General features: G+C 74.0%; 15 protein-coding genes. 5 read left to right on the top strand and 10 right to left on the bottom strand.

The genetic code is table 11. The features are described 5' to 3' along the window. Nucleotides 1-570 precede the first annotated feature (570 nt). On the top strand, nucleotides 571-981 hold the full coding sequence (locus ACYP53_RS40635; protein ID WP_189923391.1) for a hypothetical protein: 411 nt from the start codon (nucleotides 571-573) through the stop codon (nucleotides 979-981). Between the two features lie 93 nt (nucleotides 982-1,074). Here ACYP53_RS40635 and ACYP53_RS40630 read toward each other — a convergent pair whose 3' ends face one another. From ACYP53_RS40630 to ACYP53_RS40620, 3 genes are all read right to left on the bottom strand, one after another. Beyond that, a complete protein-coding gene (locus tag ACYP53_RS40630) occupies nucleotides 1,075-1,512 on the bottom strand; it encodes a hypothetical protein (protein WP_459651135.1) in 438 nt (145 codons plus the stop codon). Nucleotides 1,513-1,696: 184 nt separating this feature from the next. Continuing rightward, a complete protein-coding gene (locus ACYP53_RS40625) occupies nucleotides 1,697-1,903 on the bottom strand; it encodes a hypothetical protein (protein ID WP_459651134.1) in 207 nt (68 codons plus the stop codon). A gap of 12 nt (nucleotides 1,904-1,915) precedes the next feature. Next, complete coding sequence (locus ACYP53_RS40620) at nucleotides 1,916-2,905, bottom strand: DUF2278 family protein (RefSeq protein WP_459651133.1); 990 nt, start codon at nucleotides 2,903-2,905, stop codon at nucleotides 1,916-1,918. A 484-nt stretch (nucleotides 2,906-3,389) separates the two neighbouring features. Between ACYP53_RS40620 and ACYP53_RS40615 the strand changes: the two genes are divergently transcribed. Both ACYP53_RS40615 and ACYP53_RS40610 read left to right on the top strand, forming a co-directional pair. After that, the gene (locus tag ACYP53_RS40615; protein WP_189923384.1) at nucleotides 3,390-3,998 is read left to right on the top strand and encodes a hypothetical protein; all 609 of its coding nucleotides are present in this window, start codon (nucleotides 3,390-3,392) and stop codon (nucleotides 3,996-3,998) included. Between the two features lie 243 nt (nucleotides 3,999-4,241). Further along, complete coding sequence (locus tag ACYP53_RS40610; protein ID WP_459651132.1) at nucleotides 4,242-5,636, top strand: alpha/beta fold hydrolase; 1,395 nt, start codon at nucleotides 4,242-4,244, stop codon at nucleotides 5,634-5,636. Between the two features lie 40 nt (nucleotides 5,637-5,676). Here ACYP53_RS40610 and ACYP53_RS40605 read toward each other — a convergent pair whose 3' ends face one another. From ACYP53_RS40605 to ACYP53_RS40590, 4 genes are all read right to left on the bottom strand, one after another. Continuing rightward, complete coding sequence (locus tag ACYP53_RS40605; protein ID WP_459651131.1) at nucleotides 5,677-6,270, bottom strand: DUF6461 domain-containing protein; 594 nt, start codon at nucleotides 6,268-6,270, stop codon at nucleotides 5,677-5,679. A 417-nt stretch (nucleotides 6,271-6,687) separates the two neighbouring features. After that, on the bottom strand, nucleotides 6,688-7,038 hold the full coding sequence (locus ACYP53_RS40600; protein WP_189923378.1) for a hypothetical protein: 351 nt from the start codon (nucleotides 7,036-7,038) through the stop codon (nucleotides 6,688-6,690). Between the two features lie 50 nt (nucleotides 7,039-7,088). Continuing rightward, nucleotides 7,089-8,090 (bottom strand): alpha/beta hydrolase, encoded by a 1,002-nt coding sequence (locus tag ACYP53_RS40595; protein ID WP_459651130.1) that lies wholly within the window; start codon nucleotides 8,088-8,090, stop codon nucleotides 7,089-7,091. Nucleotides 8,091-8,175: 85 nt separating this feature from the next. Continuing rightward, nucleotides 8,176-9,243: an alcohol dehydrogenase catalytic domain-containing protein gene (locus ACYP53_RS40590; RefSeq protein WP_189923374.1), complete on the bottom strand. Its 1,068-nt coding sequence runs from the start codon at nucleotides 9,241-9,243 to the stop codon at nucleotides 8,176-8,178. A gap of 153 nt (nucleotides 9,244-9,396) precedes the next feature. Here ACYP53_RS40590 and ACYP53_RS40585 point away from each other — a divergent pair, with 153 nt between their 5' ends. Next, nucleotides 9,397-10,029 (top strand): CGNR zinc finger domain-containing protein, encoded by a 633-nt coding sequence (locus ACYP53_RS40585; protein ID WP_459651129.1) that lies wholly within the window; start codon nucleotides 9,397-9,399, stop codon nucleotides 10,027-10,029. 453 nt (nucleotides 10,030-10,482) lie between these two features. Further along, nucleotides 10,483-11,631 carry a nucleotide disphospho-sugar-binding domain-containing protein gene (locus ACYP53_RS40580; RefSeq protein WP_459651128.1) on the top strand — a complete coding sequence of 383 codons (1,149 nt, stop codon included), beginning with the start codon at nucleotides 10,483-10,485 and terminating at the stop codon, nucleotides 11,629-11,631. A 111-nt stretch (nucleotides 11,632-11,742) separates the two neighbouring features. Here ACYP53_RS40580 and ACYP53_RS40575 read toward each other — a convergent pair whose 3' ends face one another. The 3 genes from ACYP53_RS40575 to ACYP53_RS40565 form a co-directional block, all read right to left on the bottom strand. Beyond that, nucleotides 11,743-13,410 carry an immunity 49 family protein gene (locus ACYP53_RS40575; protein WP_459651127.1) on the bottom strand — a complete coding sequence of 556 codons (1,668 nt, stop codon included), beginning with the start codon at nucleotides 13,408-13,410 and terminating at the stop codon, nucleotides 11,743-11,745. Nucleotides 13,411-13,545: 135 nt separating this feature from the next. Then, nucleotides 13,546-15,294 (bottom strand): serine/threonine-protein kinase, encoded by a 1,749-nt coding sequence (locus tag ACYP53_RS40570; RefSeq protein WP_459651126.1) that lies wholly within the window; start codon nucleotides 15,292-15,294, stop codon nucleotides 13,546-13,548. Between the two features lie 288 nt (nucleotides 15,295-15,582). Beyond that, nucleotides 15,583-15,738, bottom strand: a complete 156-nt coding sequence (locus ACYP53_RS40565; protein WP_459651125.1) for a hypothetical protein — start codon at nucleotides 15,736-15,738, stop codon at nucleotides 15,583-15,585. Between the last annotated feature and the right edge of the window lie 143 nt (nucleotides 15,739-15,881).

Genomic DNA, 15,881 nt, shown 5'->3' with positions numbered 1-15,881 from the left:
CGGCAGAATGTTCATGCTTCCCCCATCTCAGGACACGTACCCGACTCCGATGACCATTCACGGGAGCTCAGGGCAGCCGGAGTCTAGCGACCCGCGCACACGGATCGATCACCGCCTCTGGCGAAGGTGAGAGTGCCATGAGGACCCGGCGAATGCGACGGGAATATTCCGGACCACCCCGCTGCCGGGGCCGCGCCGCGCTGGTCCGGGCGGCCCCTGCCGCAGCGTCTGCTGGTGATTGGTCAGCGCCTTGGTCTCGTTGTGAAGGTCGCCGAGCTCGCGGAACAGCGCCGCGGAACGGCTGAAGGATTCCAGGGCCGCCGGGCAGCGGCAAGGACAAGGACAAGGACAAGGACAAGGACAAGGACGCGGGAACGGCTGATGCGGGCGGAAGGTTCACCCGGGAACCGGACAACTCCCTTGCGGGCGAGGAGAGATGACTCTCACCGGACCAGATTGATCATGAGTCGGCAGCTGCGCGAGGATGGGGCCGAAGCCCTGGCGTGAACGACCGCCGGCCTTCCGCCACGGCCCGGCCGTCCCCTGCCCGCCCCGCCCCCCGAGGTATCCATGAACAAGCCCGCAGCCGCACTCGCCACCCTCACCCTGCTCGCCACCGCTGTCCTGACCGCCACCCCCGCGCAGGCCGGCGACCTCCCCCGGGTCTGCACCAGCACGCACGGCTTCGACAACGGCAGCTTCTACTGCGGCGGCGCCTACGGCGACGGCGAGAGCCTCTGGCCGCTGAACAGCGGCGACTGGGTGGACTTCGTGATCGGCACCGACCACGCCGTCTGGTTCCGCACCACCAACAGCGGCTGGAACTCCCTGGGCGGCTACTTCACCGGCAAGGTGACGTTCACCAAGAAGCTCAACGACCTCAACTTCACCATCAACGCCCTCGGCTCCGACGGTGTGACGACCTGGTCCCGCGACCGCACCCACAAGGGGTTCGTCACCCCGTGGTACGTCAAGAGCTGAGGCCCTCCGGCGGACGATCCGCCCCCGGTCCCGGACCCGCCGGACCTGCCGGACCTGCCGGACCCGCCGGAGCAGAGGTGCCGCGCAGGATGGTCACTTCGCCGGCGGGTCCTCCAGGTCGCTGATCACGAGGGTGCCCAGGTCCACCGAGTACCAGACGTCCTGCGACTGTCCGCCGCCCCAGCGCTCCGTGAGGACGATCGTGGTGTGGCCGGCGCCGCTGCCCTCGTAGCGGGTGGACCAGTCACGCGGCACGTTCTGGGCGCGGAACACCGGGTCGGCGTCGTTCGCCTCGGCCCAGGCGTCGAGCTTCTTGTTCAGGTCCGCTGTCAGGTAGTGGGCGCGGACCTCGGCGGGCGACCGGTCCTTCGTGTCGAGGACGGCCCGGCGGTACTCCCGGAAGAAGGTGTTCACCTGGGCCTCGGGCGTCGTCGCGGCCGCACGGGCGGGAACGGCGGGCACCACGACGGCCGGCACCACGACGGCGGCGCTGAGGAGCGCGGCGGCGAGGGCGGTGGGCAACTTCGGCACGGATCCTCCATCGGGACGGGAACGCCTTCCCCGGAGGAACGATCGGCCGCGCCTTCCGCTACTACGCGCGCCTTCCACCGGATCGCCGCCTGCCCCGGCGCCGGGGACCCGCCCCCGGGACTCGCGCGGTCCGGGGTGTGGGCCTCGGTGGCGCGGGCCGGTTCGGGCGGGGCGGCGGCGGGCCCTACCTGCGGCACCTCTCCAGCTCGTCGACGGTCAGGCCGTGGGTGCTGTGCATGGCGATCGAGCTGTAGGAGGAGCGGGCGGCCTGCAGCCGGGCCCTCAGCTCCTGCTCGGCCCGCAACCCCTCGACGGTCTCGGTCCGGCTGCCGGACCGCCGGTGCAGGTGGACCGCGAGGCCGGCCACGACGACGGCGAGGCCCGCGAGCACCTCCGCGCGCCCTCAGAACGTGAGGGTCTGGCCCGGGGCGGACGCCTGCCTCCCGGTGTAGGCGACGCCGTGCACCTTGAGGCCGGCCGGGTCGAGGAGGGTGATCACGCCGCCGTCCTCGCCCAGTCGGAAGCCGTTCGCGACCGGGAGGGTCGTGGAGGCGCCCGGCTGGAGCTCGGTGTCGGGCAGCGGGAGCAGGTTCTGCTGGTCGCTGAGGTGCCAGCCCTGGAGGTTGATCGGCGCGGCCGAGGTGTTGACCACGGTCACCGTCCCGGTCGCCGGGGCGAGCGGGTTGACCAGCGCGGCCGAGATCCGTACCGGCTCCTGGTGCGGGGTGGTGGGCCGGGTGGGGGCGAGGGCGTGGCCGGTGGTGTCGTCGGTGTGCCACGCCTGGGACTGGAAGGCCAGGAAGATCGCGACCCAGCGGTTCTCCGGGGCCACGTGCAGCAGCAGGCCGCCGTCCTGCCAGACCCCGTCGTCGCCGGCGTGCCCCGCGTCGTTGCCCTGGTTCATGTGGATGTCGTGGACGCCGTTTCCGGGGTGGAAGCCGAACACCTTGTCACTGGCGTCGGTGGGCCAGCGCTGGCCGAAGACGTACAGGCCGATGCTCTGGTCGGCGATGGCCCGCTGGACGTAGTGGTCGAGGAGGTCCTCCAGGTCGTTGTCGAGGCCTGGAACGTCGGGCGGGAGGACACGCATGGTGGCCGGGTCGAAGAGGTTCCCGCGGATGAAGTCGAGGCTGACCGTGCCGGGCCGGGACGGCTCCGGGTGCCAGCCGCTGCCGGCCGGCGGGAGCAGCTGCGTCAGCGGATGGTGGAAGTCGTCGATGGCGACGTACAGCAGATTCGGCGGCGTGCCCTGGGACCTGACGTTCACGGCGATCCGGTAGTCGGTGCCGCCGTCGTCGCGCGCGTGGATCTGGTAGTGCGGCGTCGAGTTCCCTGCCTCGCGCTTGCTCTCGACGACTCTGGCGGCGAGCACACCGTAGTTGATCAGGGGCATCTGTCATCCTCTCGGCTGAACGCGCGGGCGGCGGCGGCCCGGGCTGCCTCCCGTTATCGCCGATCGGCCGCCGGGAGGGACGGAGAACCACGCGGTGTTCACCCGCCTGCCGTCCGACCGCACGCCGAACGCGCCCGGACCGCGCCGCCGCCCCCGGACACCAGCCCCGAACGCGGAGCGCGGACGGGCCAGAGGCGAGCCCCGGCAGGTCCGGCAGGTCGGCGGAGCCGATCCGGGGAGGGGAACCGCGTGATCCGCTCGTACCGGTGCCCGGGGTTGATCACGGGCGAAGCCGGAGCCGGAGAGCCGGAGCTGGAGCCGGATCGCGGCAACGGCGGGACGGGCCGTACGTCATGTCTCGCCGTCAAATGACTGATGTGTGCCCGGGTGCGGGTCGGCGAGAGTCGGGGTGCCGGGTGTTCCCCGGTGGCGGGCGCGAGGGTGCGCCCGTGTTTGTCGACATGCGGGATCGAGGAGTACCAGGATGGCATCCAGTCTGCGTTTCGCCGGAAAGTGGAAGACGGCCGTGGTCGCCGGGGCGGCGGCCCTCGCCGTCAGCGGCGCCGTCGCCGCGCCGGCCGGCGCGGCGCCCCAGCCGAGCTCGGCGGCCGACCGCCTGAGCAGCGGGAACCAGGACCTGTACGGCGACGTGCAGTCGGGCGAGCCGGTGCACCCCCGGGACCACCCGGGCGGGCGCCCGCTGATCAAGCACTACTGGGTCGCCAAGCTCGGGTACGCCGCCGTGTCCGCCCTGAACCAGAGGACCAACTACGCCTGGCAGCGCAACTACAAGGACTGGACGGTTGCCATCGTCGGCAACAACATCCAGGGCAAGGAGGTCACCGTCTACACCAAGATCACCAACCTGATCTACGGCGAGGGCGGCGTCATCGGCGCCCAGACGGCGCCGACGTCACAGGTGACGGTGGCCCACAACACCATCGTCGCCCAGGGGAACGTCAACATCATCACCGAGATCGTGAACGCCCACGTCATCAGCCCCAAGTGGGAGGACGTCTACAACGCCGACTGCCGTGCCCAGGAGGACCTCCGCAACGCGGTGAAGGCGCAGCTCGCCTGCACGATGGGCTGAGCCCGGCTGGGCGATGCCCGCACGAAGCCGGAACGGCCGGTCGGTCACGGTACCGGCCGACCGTTCCTTCGCGTGCGCACCCAGGCGGTGGCGATCCGGCGCGGCGGGCGGACGGGGCCGTCCGGGTCCTGACGGTTCGTTCCCCGGCCGAATCCCGCCCGGACGCTCGTCGTCGAAGCATCCCGGGGGCAGGCTGCTTCCGTGGCCGCGTCAGCACGGACGCGGCGCGACGGAAGGACGAACATGACGAGCACGCGTGGCCGCATCGCCGCCCTGCTGGGCGCCGTCGCGATGGTCGCCGGCACCGCCCTGGCCAGCACGCCCGCCCTCGCGGCGCCGGCCGAAGCGGCCCGGCACCGCGGCGGGATCACCGGGCAGGCGCCCTGCCCGGACGCACCGGAGTTCACCTGCGGGACCCTCACCGTCCCGTTCGACCACAGCGGCGCCACCCCCGGCACCCTCCGGCTCGACGTGGCGATGACCGGGAACGCCGACGCGCCCAAGGGCGACCTGCTGTTCCTCGCCGGCGGCCCCGGCCAGCCCAGCGTCCCGGGGATGAGGCGGATGGCGGGCAAGCTGGAGCCCGTCCTCAAGGACTACCGCCTGGTGATGTTCGACCAGCGCGGCACCGGCCGGGGCGCGCTCCAGTGCCCGGGCCTGCAGGAGGACATGGGCTCCTCCGACCTCGCCGTGCCGCGCAAGCAGTCCATCGCCGACTGCGCCGCGGCCCTCGGCCCGAACGCCCGCCACTACAGCACGGCGGACACCGTCGCCGACATCGACCTGCTGCGCCGCGCCCTCGGCGACCGCCGCCTCACCATCGACGGCGTCTCCTACGGCACCTTCGTCGCCGAGCGGTACGCCCTCGCCCACCCGGCGCGCGTGGCCCGGCTGGTGCTCGACTCGGTGGCGCCGCGGCAGGGCATGGACCCCCTCGACCTGGCCGCGCTGCCCGCCACCGCCCGGGTGCTGCGCGCCGCCTGCCAGGCCACCGGCTGCACGACCGACCCGGCCGCCGACCTCGCCGCCACCGTCCGGCGGTACGGCGACGGGGCCCAGATCCTGAGCGCGCTCACCGGCTACGAGTTCATCGACCCGGACTACGGCGGGGTCCCGGAGATCCTGCACGAGGCCGCCGCCGGGCAGCCCGCGAAGCTCCAGGACTTCTTCGAGCTCGTCCACCGGGAGGTCGACGCCGCCCCGGCCGAGGAGCTCAGCCAGGGTCTGCACTCCGCCACCGTCTGCGCCGACTCCCGCTTCCCGTGGGGCACCACCGACACCCCGGTCGCGGGCCGGGCGGCGGCACTGGAGCGCACCCGGCAGCGGCTGACCACCGAGCAGACCTGGCCGTACGACGCGGCCACCGCGACCGGGCTCGGCAGCCTGCTGGTCTGCCTGGACTGGCCGCGCGAACCGGTGCCACCGGCCCCGCCGGCGCACCGCAAGCTGCCCGACGTGCCGGTGCTGCTGCTCGGCGGCGACCGGGACCTGGCCACACCGTACGAAGTTCTGTACGAGCAGGCCGAGTTGGCACACGACCCGCAGATCGTGATCGTGCCCGGGGCGGCGCACTCGGTGCAGAACCGGGCGGCGAACCCGGCCGGGCGGCAGGCGGTGTACGACTTCCTGCTGAAGTAGCGGGAGCCGGTGGCGGCCCGACGGCCTCAGGGGCGGGTGGTCACCGGATCACGAAGGCCGGAAGAGGCCGCTCCTCCACGTCGCGGGGCAGGGCGAGGCCGAACCGGGACTCGAGCATCCCCAGGGTGGCGCGGTCCTCGTCCCCGAGGCCCTCCTCGTCCGAACGGGCGGACTCGCCGTCCGGGAGGAGCACGCCGGCCCGCACCAGATCGGCCAGCAGGAAGTCCGGCTGCTGGCCCCACCGCCAGACCTCCTCGCCGAGACCGAAGGAACATATCTCCACCCCGTCCCTGGCGTAGGCGAACTGCTTCGGCGGATGGTCGGGCTGAGGATCCAGCCGGACGACCTCCACCCCGCCCCGCGAGATGTCCGCCAACCGCTCCGCCCCGGTGGGAATCCCGTACTCCAGGGCGAAGGACCACTCCCCGTACGCACCGACGCGCACCAGATCCTCGTCGTCCGTCCCGTCGTCCATGACGACGCGCCAGGCCTCCGCACCCGTGATCGGCGACCCGACGGACCCCGGCACACCGCCCATCCGCAGGGCGAGCTCCTCCGGCGCGAGGCCACGGCCGAAGAAGACGCTGTGGCACCAGTCGTCGTGGTCCAACAGCCACTGAACACCGTCACCCATGGCACAGACCCCTTCCCCCACCCGCAGGTGATGATCACTACGCATCCGCGGCCACTCTAGGCACCAGCACCGACAAGCCGTCTCCCGCTCCGGCACGGGAAGCGAGCGCCCGGCTCCGGGCTTGGACGGGTGCGCTCACTCGAAACTGATCAACCACCACGCGACCAGGTGGAGCAGGAACACGCCCCCGGCCAGGCCGACGAGACCCAGCACGCCCCCCAGGCAGCCCTTCGCCAACCCCTTGTCGAACACTCCGCCCCTCCGTCCTGACTCCCGTCCCATCACCGTAGGCGCGGGGCCCGGAGCAGCGCCTGAGTACCCGTACTCAAGCGCAGGCCACGGGCCCGCACCATCCCGGGTGAGGCGGAACCCCCGGCCCCCGCAGCCGACGCGCGCTGACGGCGTGGGCGCGGTGGATCAGGCGGGCGGGACCGGTTCGGCGGGGGGGAGGGCCCGGGCGCGCAGGCAGGCGTGGGCGTGGGCCAGGGACGTGGCGGCGTGGCGCAGGTGGTGGTTGACGACGGGGATCGGGGTGCCGCGCAGGCGGTCGGCGGCGTGGAGGGCGGTGGCGGCCTGGTCCAGCAGGTCGCCGGCGCGGTGTATCGCCTGGCCCCGGTCGCTGGCGCGGTACTCCCCGGCCAGGGCCTGGGCGGCGTGGGCGAGTTCGCCGACACCGGGGTCCTCCACCGGGTCGGCGCCGAAGAACTCCAGCGCGTATGCCAGTTCCGCCAGCCGGACGCTGCGGCGCGTCTCCCACCACGTACTCACGTCGCGATCATCCACCACAACGGGACCCGGCGGGTACGGAACGAACCAACTCACCCGTTCCGGGCGAGAAATCGGCCCTTGTGAAGGGCCCCGCCGGGGTGCGGTGCGGTGCGGAACTGGCGGGCGAGGTAGTCGGTCCAGGTCCGGTGGAAGGTGGCGGCCAGCCGGGAGCCGGGGGCGATGAGGTCGAAGGCGTGGTAGGCGCCGGGGTAGAGGTGGAGTTCGACCGGGACGCCCTGGGCGCGCAGGCGGGCGGCGTACTCGAGGTCCTCGTCCCGGAAGCAGTCGAGGTCGCCGACGGTGATGAAGGTGGGCGGCAGGGAGCCGAGGTCGGCGGCGCGGGCGGGGGCCGCGTACGGGCAGACGTCGTCGGTGCCGGCGCGCTCGCCCAGGATCGCCTGCCAGGCCAGGAGGTTGGTCGAGCGGTCCCAGATGCCGATGTCGGTGATCTCGTGGCTCGACGCGGTCCGGTTGCGGTCGTCGAGCATGGGATACGTCAGTGACTGGAACAGGGGCTGCGCGCCGCCGCGGTCGCGGACCAGGAGGGCGGTGGCCGCCGCGATGCCTCCGCCGCCGCTCTGGCCGGCGATGCCGATGCGGGTGACGTCCAGGCCCTGGGCGTCCGCCTCGCGGCCGAGCCACCGGTAGGCGGTGAAGCCGTCCTCGGCGGCGCCGGGGGCGGGTGTCTCCGGGGCGAGCCGGTAGTCGACCGCGGCGACGGCGCAGCCGAGGGCCGCGCTCAGCCGGGTGAGCCAGGGGTCGTCCTGGGCGGCGAAGCCGAGGACCTGCCCGCCGCCGTGGAACCAGAGCAGCACCGGCAGCGGCCCGGGCGCGGTCTTGGGCCGCAGCAGGCGGACCGGTACGTCGGGGCCGTCCGTCCGGCTCACGAGGTGTTCCTCGATGGCGACCGACGGGTCGGCGGGCTGGCTGTCGGCGGCGGATTCGGCCTGGGCGCGGAAGGCCGCGCGCGTCGCGGCGAGGTCGGTCAGGTCGAACGCGCCGTTGGGGGTCATGGGGACCGCGTCGAGGGCCAGGCTCAGTTCCTGGTCCATGGGTCGGCGGGAATCGGGCATGGGTGTGCCTGCTCTCAGGGGAGACGGTTCGGACGGTCCGACGGGTCGAACCGGTTCGGACGGTTCAGGGGCGGAAGGCGTCGATGACGACGACGCCGGTGGGCCCGTACGTCTCCAGGGACTCCAGGACCTCGCTCGCCTCGTGGAGGCCGACGGTGCGCGAGACGATGCGGCCGGGGCTGAGGCGGCCGGCGGCGATCATGTTCAGCATCGTGCCGAAGCGCTGGCCCTGCATGCCGAAGGCGCTCAGGAACTCCAGCTCCTTGACCATCATGACGTCGACCGGCAGCGGGACGTCCCCCTGCTCGGCGGCGGTGGTGTGCCCGAGTTGGAGGTGGCGGCCGCGGGTGCGCAGGGAGAGTACGGAGTTGCGGCAGGCGGCGGCGATGCCCACGGCGTCGACCGACACGTGCGCGCCGCCGCCGGTGAGGTCCTTCACGGCCTCGGCGGGGTCGGTCGCGGCCGCGTCGACGGTGTGGACGGCGCCGAGCGCGCGGGCGGCGTCCAGTTTGTCCTGGGTGATGTCGATCGCGATGACGTTGGCGCCGGTCGCCGCGGCGATCTCCACCGTCGACAGGCCCATGCCGCCGCCGGCGCCGTACACCGCGACCCATTCGCCGCCGCGGACCCGCGCCTGGTCGACGATCCCGTGGAAGGCCGTCATGTAGCGGCAGGCCAGCGCGGCGACGTCCACGAAGCCGACGCCCTCCGGCACTTCGACCAGGTTGACGTCGGCGAAGCGGACCATGACGTACTCGGCGAAGGCGCCCCAGTAGGAGACCCCGGGCACGAGCGCGTCCACGTGCTCGCAGACGTGCTGGTTGCCGCTGCGGCACATCTCGCACGAGCCCTCGCCGGGGTTCATCGGGAAGATGACGCGGTCGCCCTCCTTCCACCCCCGCACCTCGCGGCCGACCTCCACGACGGTGCCGGCGAACTCGTGGCCGAGGACGAACGGGGCCTCGACCCGCGGTCCGCCCGTCCAGAACTGCCCGGCCCACAGGGCCCAGTCGGTCCGGCAGATGCCGTTCGCCCCGACGCGCACGATCGCGCCGTCCGGCGGGCAGGCGGGCTCGGGCACGTCGCGGAGGACGAGCGGCTTGTGGAGTTCCTCGATGACTGCGGCGCGCATGGCGCGGCCTCCTCGTGCTGCGGAGAGACGTTGCGGGAAGCGGGGACGAGTTGCGGGAAGCGGACTGCCCGCTCAAAAGTCCACCGGTTCAAGCGGTGGACCTGGAAGCTAGCCGTTTGCCCGGAATCATGTCAACCGCATAAAGTGGTGGACATGGAAGACGGCGCAGCAGAGGACACGAACGGCAAGGACGGCGGCCGCGAGGGGCGTCAGCGCGCCAAGGCCGACTTCCGCTTCGACGACGCCCGGCTGTGCTTCGCCTTCGCCGGTACCCTGGCCGACCGCGGCACCGGCACGCCCTTCGAACGGCTGGCCCGGCCCGAGGACTTGAGCCGCTGGGCCGTGCAGAGCGCCTGCACGACGGCCGCGCCGCCCTGCGCCGAGGCCGACCTGGACCACGCCAGGCACCTGCGCGAGGCGATCCAGCGCACCGGCCGCGCCCTGGCGGACGCCGTCCCGCCCTCCCCCGCGGACATCGCACTCGTCAACCGCGCCGCCGCCGAGCCGCCCTCGATGCCCGAACTCGCCCCCGACGCGGCCACCGTGCGCTGGCACGGCGACTCGATCGCGGCGGTGCTCTCGATGGTCGCCCGGGACCTGATCGCCCTCTGCGCGTCGGAGCACCGCAGCCGCGTCCGCATCTGCGGGAACCCCGACTGCGGCGTCCCCTTCGTCGACACCTCCCGTGCGGGCGCCCGCCGCTGGTGCTCGATGAAGACCTGCGGCGCCCTCGTCAAGAAGCGCGCCTACCGGGCGAGGCTGCAAGCCCCCGGCGACGGCGCCTGACCGGGCGCCCCGACCGCCCCACCCCCGTCCGCCTGCCTGTCTGTCCGCCTGCCTGCCCTGTCCGCCTGCCGGACCGGTGGCGGCCTCCTCAGGCCGGGTAACTTCCGCCCACCCCACGACCGTTGGAACACAGACAGGACGGCATTTCAAGGGACGCGGCCCGGGTCGAGCGAAAGGAAAGCCGGCCGTCCCCGCGGTGAAGATCTGTCAGAAAGCACAAGTGCCTGGTCAGGGCGGGCGATGACAGGCTCTTGCGCACAGTGGCCGTCCGAGGGGCGGTCACCGGCTCACCAGGGGCGACGTGGCCACAGCCGACATCGAGGCGGACCCGGCCCTCCCGCGCGCGGCACGGCTCCCGGCGCGCGGGACGTCCCGTACCCGGCGGAGACCGGTGGACGGAGGGCCGGGTCCCCCGACCAACCGAGCACACCCATCCGCATCAGGAGGACCACTGTGCGAGTCCTGTTCACCGCCCCCGGGGCGGTCGGCCACATCTTTCCCGTGATACCCACCGCCCTGGCCCTGCGGGCGGCCGGGCACGACGTCCTGTTCGCCGGCCAGGAGCCGGTCGCGGTCCTGCGCAACACCGGACTGCCCGTCGTCGAGGTCGGCGACGGCGGCACCCTCAGGGAGGCCTTCGCCCGGGCCCTGCCGGAGGACGTCCGTTTCGCCGACGCGGAGCGGACGGAGGAGGAGACCAACGAACTGGGCGCGCTCGGTTTCGCCGAGTTCGGCCGGTCGACCGTCGACGGGCTGCTGAAGGTCGCGCGGGACTGGCGGCCGGACGTCGTCGTGCACGAGTCCTTCCAGGGCGCCGCGCCGCTGGTGGCCGCCAAGCTCGGCATACCCGCCGTGGCGCACAACTTCGGGGTGACCTCGGGCGGGGTGGCCGCCCGCCTGCGCCGGCTGCTCGCCGCCGACTACCGCGCGCACGGGGTCGAGGCGACCGCGCCGGCCGCCGTCGTGGACGTCGTGCCGGCTTCGCTCGGCGGGGACGGCGGGGGCTGGCGGGTGCGGTACGTGCCGTACAACGGCGGCGGGACGATCCCCGCCGACCTGGTCGGGCGCGGCGCCAAGCCGCGGATCGCGGTGACGCTGGGCACGGTGTTCACCGAGTGGGAGGGCATCGCGCCCGTCTCCCGGCTGATCGAGCAGGCCGGGGCGCTCGACGCCGAGGTCCTGCTCGCCGTCGGCGACGAGGACCTCACGCCGCTCGGTACGCTGCCCGGCAACGTCCGGCCGCTGCCGTGGGTGCCGCTGAGCCAGCTGCTCCAGGCCAGCGACGGCGTCGTCCACCACGGCGGCTCGGGGAGCATGCTGACCGCGGCGGCGCTGGGCGTCCCCCAGCTGATCCTCCCCCAGGGCGCCGACAACTTCGCCAACGCCGCCGCCGGCCGGGCCAACGGCTTCGCACTGACCTCCAGCCTGGACGCCGTCGACACCGCCCTGCTCGACCGGCTGGTCACGGACGACGGCCTGCGGAAGTCGGCCGCGGCCGTGAAGGCCGAGATCGACGCCCTCCCGTCCCCCGCCGACCTGGTGGCGGACTTCGAATCGCTGGTCTCTCCCGGCGCGGGCGCGGACCGGGTGACGCGCCGGTAGCCGGTACGAGGACGGGTGGACGCGGCCGGACCGTGCGGACGACGCGGACGGCGCGTCAGGCGGGCCCGGCGGCGTCACACGGCCCCGGCGGCGTCACGCGGACCCGGTGCGTCACGCGGGCCGGGCCGCCTCCAGCAGGCGCGGCGGGAGGTAGGGCGAGCGGACGTGGACGGTCCAGCCGCGGGTGCGGCGGGCGTGGCAGGCGAGGGCGAGGATGCCGAGGTTGAGCGGGGCCTCGGTGTCGGTGGCGCGGTCGGCGACGGAGTGGTGGTCGCGGTGGGCTTCCAGGGCGTCCAGCAGGGCGAGGTTGAAGCTGGTCTCGTCGCCCTCGACGAGCTGCGAGAAGAGGACGACCGGGGGCGGGAGGAAGGTCCGGTCCCCGATGCGTTCCACCTCCTTCAGGGCCCGCTCGGTGGCCGGGAGCGGGTCGGCGCCGCGGAGGTGGTCGTGCAGGGCGGTGCGGTACGGGGCGGCGAACGGCGAGCGGTCCTCGGCGGCGATCGTGGGGCCGGCCAGGAGGAGCGGTTCGAGGTCCTCGGAGCTGCCGGTGATCAGCGCGTAGGAGAGGGCCGTCTCCCAGAAGGCCGGGCCGAAGTCCGTGTCCCGGCTGGCGGGGAAGCGCAGTGTCCGGCCGTCGATCGTCACCTCGGCCTCGGTGCCCGGCTCGGCGAGGGCGGCCCGGTACACGGCGGCCCCCAGCCGGGAGCCGAGCCGCAGGTTGGCGAGCTGGGCGTCGGTGGCGTCGGAGGATTCCGAGGCGCGCGCCGCGAGGAGGTGGGTCTGGTGGCGCAGGGCGCAGGTGAGCTCCCAGGCGTCCAGCGGCTCGCCCTCCTTCGGCGTGAGGGCCTCCAGGGTGCGCCGCTCGAACCGCGCCTCGCTGTCCGGGCTGAGCGGCCGGGCCGGGCTCGTCCGGTCGAGGTCGACGGGCCCGGCGGCGAGCCGGGCCACGGCGTCGGGGCGCGGGTCGCGGCCGAGGCCGCGGACGCGCGGGCCGGGGGCCTCGAAGCCGGTGACCAGGGCGTGCGGGAGGTAGTCGGTGTCGACCGCCGGGGACCAGCCGTGGGTGCGGTACGCGAGGGCGGCGAGCGCGATCGGGACCAGCGGCAGGAGGCTGGCCGGTCCGGTGCCGTGCGGGCCGTCCTGGAGGAGCGCGAGCAGCGCGGCGTCGAAGGCCTCGCGGTCCCCGTCGGTGAGGGCGCGCAGCGCGCGCAGGCCGGGCTGCGGTTCGGCGGCGGAGGCCGTGGGGAATTCCTCCTCCTCGAAGAAGTGGGCCCCGAAGCCGTCGGCGAGTTCGAGGGTGGAGGTGACCGGCCCGTCGGGCATCAGCTGCCGGGCCCAGCAGAAGGCCTCACCGTGGGCGGAGACCTTGTCGGAGAGGATCGCGAGGCAGAAGGCGTCGAGCCAGTCCCCGGCGGTGACCCGGTTGCGGGGGTCGCGCTCCTGCCCGTACTCGGGGTCGTAGCTCATCCCGAAGTTCGGGTAGTCGAGGAAGACGTGGAAGCTGTCGTGCGGGTGGTAGGCGGCGAAGGAGACGGCGCCGACGGCGGCCTCGGCGGCGTCCTTGAGGACGGCCTTGGCCTCGGCGCAGTCCAGGTCGGGCCGGGTGGTGGAGAGGGCCCCGAGGTAGTCGAGGAAGGAGTCGGTGATCAGCTGCCACTCGGTGGTGGTCATCAGACCGGCGCGGGAGTAGGAGTGGACCTGCCTCCCGATCCGGTTCACGAAGTCCTCGCGGGCCTTCGCCACCCGCGCCCCGTCCACCTGGTGACGTTCGATCCGCACAGTCCTGCCCCCTTGGTCATCGGCCTGGCCCCAGCCTAGGCAGTGGGTCGGACATCGGGGCCCGCGGGGTGGTCGGGGCAGGCGGGGGGGGCGGCCAGGACGGACGGGGCGTACGGGGCGTACGGGGCGTACGGGCTACTGCAGACCGGTGAGCAGCTCCTTCATCACGTCACTGGTCGTGGCGGCCACGGCGTCGTCCCGGAAACCCGTGTCGTGCGGGACGTACGCCCTGACGACCCGGTTGGCGGTGACCGTGGCCAGGCGGTAGTCCCGTTCGGACAGGGCGGTGTCGTCCTTCGTCGACTGGAAGGCCTTCTCGCCGAGCGCGACGGGCGGCCTGGACGCCGTCCCGGTGTCGCTCTTCTCCCAGTCCGCGTAGAACTGCCGGGCCTGCTCGGGAGTCCCGAAGGTCAGGGTCTCGAAGCCGACGTAGGTACTGGCCCTGGCACCGCCGGCGAACCAGAGGGTGCAGGACTGCGAGGAGAACGCGTTCGCGGTACCGGCGCCGTAGGACTTGGTGCTCCCCTCGGGCGCGCGCGTCCCCTTGCCGAAGAGCTGCTCCAGCTTTCCGGTGTCGATGTTCCGGCACTCGGCGGGCACCGGCCGGCCGGGGGTCGCCGCGGTGCTCGGGGCGGTCGCCGCCGCGATCGGGGCAGTCGGCGTGACCGCGGGGACGGACGGGCTGTTCCCCGGGACGGCCCGCCCCGAAGCGGCCTTCCCCGCGCCGGGGTGCAGCAGCGCGGCCGCCGTGACCGCCGCCGCGGCCAGCACGACCGCGGCGGCGGCGACCAGCGCGTTGCCGCGCTTGCCCCGCGTCGGGGCGGGCGCGGGCTCCGGCACCAGCACCGTCGTCTTCGGATCCGGCACCGGCTCCGGCACCGGCTCCGCTGTCGCTTCCGTCCTCGTCAGCACCGTCCTCGTCGGCACCGGCTCCGGCTCAGGCACCGGCGGGGCCTGTGCCGGGCCCTCCGTCCGCTCCGGTGCCGCGTCCAGGTTGAGCAGTTCCACCGTCCTGCGGCTGATCTGCGCCATCAGCGGCGCGGCGAGCCAGCCGGCCGCGACCAGCTCGGCGGCCCCGCCGGGGGCGAGCCTGGCCGCGACCTCCCGCGGGCCGGGCCGGGCGGCCGGGTCCTTGGCCAGGCAGGCCTGCGCCACCGCTCGCGGCTCGCCCCGCAGGCCGCTCAGCTCCGGCTCGCCGTGCGCCACCTTGTAGAGCAGGGCGGCCGCGCTGTCCGCGCCGAACGGCGACCGTCCGGTGGCCGCGAACGCCAGCACCGCGCCGAGCTGGAACACGTCCGAGGCGGGACCGAGCGGCCGGTCCTGGACCTGCTCCGGCGACATGTACCCCGGCGATCCCACCACGACCCCGGTGCTGGTGAGCGAGGACGTGGCGAGGCTGTCCATCGCCCGCGCGATCCCGAAGTCGATCAGCACCGGGCCGTCCGGCGACAGCATCACGTTCGACGGTTTGAGGTCACGGTGGATCAGCCCCAGCCCGTGGATGGCCTCCAGCGCCTCCGCGAGCCCGGCCGCCAGCGCCCGCACCCCGTGCTCGGACAGCGGTCCGAACTGTGCCACCGCCTCGGCCAGCGAGGGCCCGGCGACGTAGCCGGTGGCCACCCAGGGCTCGGGCGATTCGGTGTCCGAATCGAGCACCGGCGCCGTCCACTCGCTCCCGACCCGCCGCGCCGCCGCCACCTCGCGCCGGAACCGGGCCCGGAACTCGGCGTCCGCCGCCAGCTCCGGCCGCACGACCTTCACCGCGACGGTCCGGCCCCCGGCCGTCCGCCCCAGGTAGACGCAGCCCATCCCGCCCGCGCCCAGCCGCCCCAGCAGCCGGTACGACCCGATGACCGACGGATCCTCGGCCAGCAACGGCTGCATCGCCGCACCACTCCCCCACTCGCCCTCCCGGGCACGGCGCCCCGAAGCCGCCCAGAGCCTAGCGGTATCCCCCGGGAGCTCCCACGGCCCGCCCGGCCTCGCCCCCCGGCCGGGACGACGATCACCGGACAGCGACCGGAGCCGGCCCGGGCGGAAAGGCTCACGCTAAACCTGAGGGTGAGGGTCCACTCCGTCGGGGGCGGTCCGCGCGTGGGCACGGAGGAGGTCGTCGGCGATGGTGGTCAGTGCGTCGGGCGCGAGTGCGGCGAGGAGGTCGGCCGTCCGGTGTCAGCTGCCCAGTCGTAGTGCCCGGACGGCCAGCGGGCGGGCCCGGTCCGGGTCGGCGTGGCGGGCCACGGCCGCGAGCGCCTCGGCCTGCCGGTCCGGGTCGGCGATGGACCGGGCGATCGATGCGGCGCGGTCGACAAGCCCCGCGCGGGCCACCACCTGAGCCGTGCCCAGCAGCGCGTGGGCCCGGGCCCGTGGCCCCGGGTGGACCGCGGCGCCGGACAGGGCCTCGGCTTCGCGGGCGAGTGCGGTGGCGTCGTCGACGCGCCCCTGCCGTGCCAGCGCCTCGGCGAGTCCGG

Source organism: Kitasatospora sp. Ki12 (assembly GCF_054601375.1).
This window is presented reverse-complemented; position numbering and strand designations above follow the sequence as displayed.

What these genes read in the sequence shown, in the direction of transcription:
- ACYP53_RS40635 (WP_189923391.1), top strand. Translation starts at nt 571, where the DNA reads ATGAACAAGCCCGCAGCCGCACTCGCCACCCTCACCCTGCTCGCCACC.
- ACYP53_RS40620 (WP_459651133.1), bottom strand. Translation starts at nt 2,905, where the DNA reads ATGCCCCTGATCAACTACGGTGTGCTCGCCGCCAGAGTCGTCGAGAGC.
- ACYP53_RS40615 (WP_189923384.1), top strand. Translation starts at nt 3,390, where the DNA reads ATGGCATCCAGTCTGCGTTTCGCCGGAAAGTGGAAGACGGCCGTGGTC.
- ACYP53_RS40610 (WP_459651132.1), top strand. Translation starts at nt 4,242, where the DNA reads ATGACGAGCACGCGTGGCCGCATCGCCGCCCTGCTGGGCGCCGTCGCG.
- ACYP53_RS40605 (WP_459651131.1), bottom strand. Translation starts at nt 6,270, where the DNA reads ATGGGTGACGGTGTTCAGTGGCTGTTGGACCACGACGACTGGTGCCAC.
- ACYP53_RS40595 (WP_459651130.1), bottom strand. Translation starts at nt 8,090, where the DNA reads ATGGACCAGGAACTGAGCCTGGCCCTCGACGCGGTCCCCATGACCCCC.
- ACYP53_RS40590 (WP_189923374.1), bottom strand. Translation starts at nt 9,243, where the DNA reads ATGCGCGCCGCAGTCATCGAGGAACTCCACAAGCCGCTCGTCCTCCGC.
- ACYP53_RS40585 (WP_459651129.1), top strand. Translation starts at nt 9,397, where the DNA reads ATGGAAGACGGCGCAGCAGAGGACACGAACGGCAAGGACGGCGGCCGC.
- ACYP53_RS40570 (WP_459651126.1), bottom strand. Translation starts at nt 15,294, where the DNA reads ATGCAGCCGTTGCTGGCCGAGGATCCGTCGGTCATCGGGTCGTACCGG.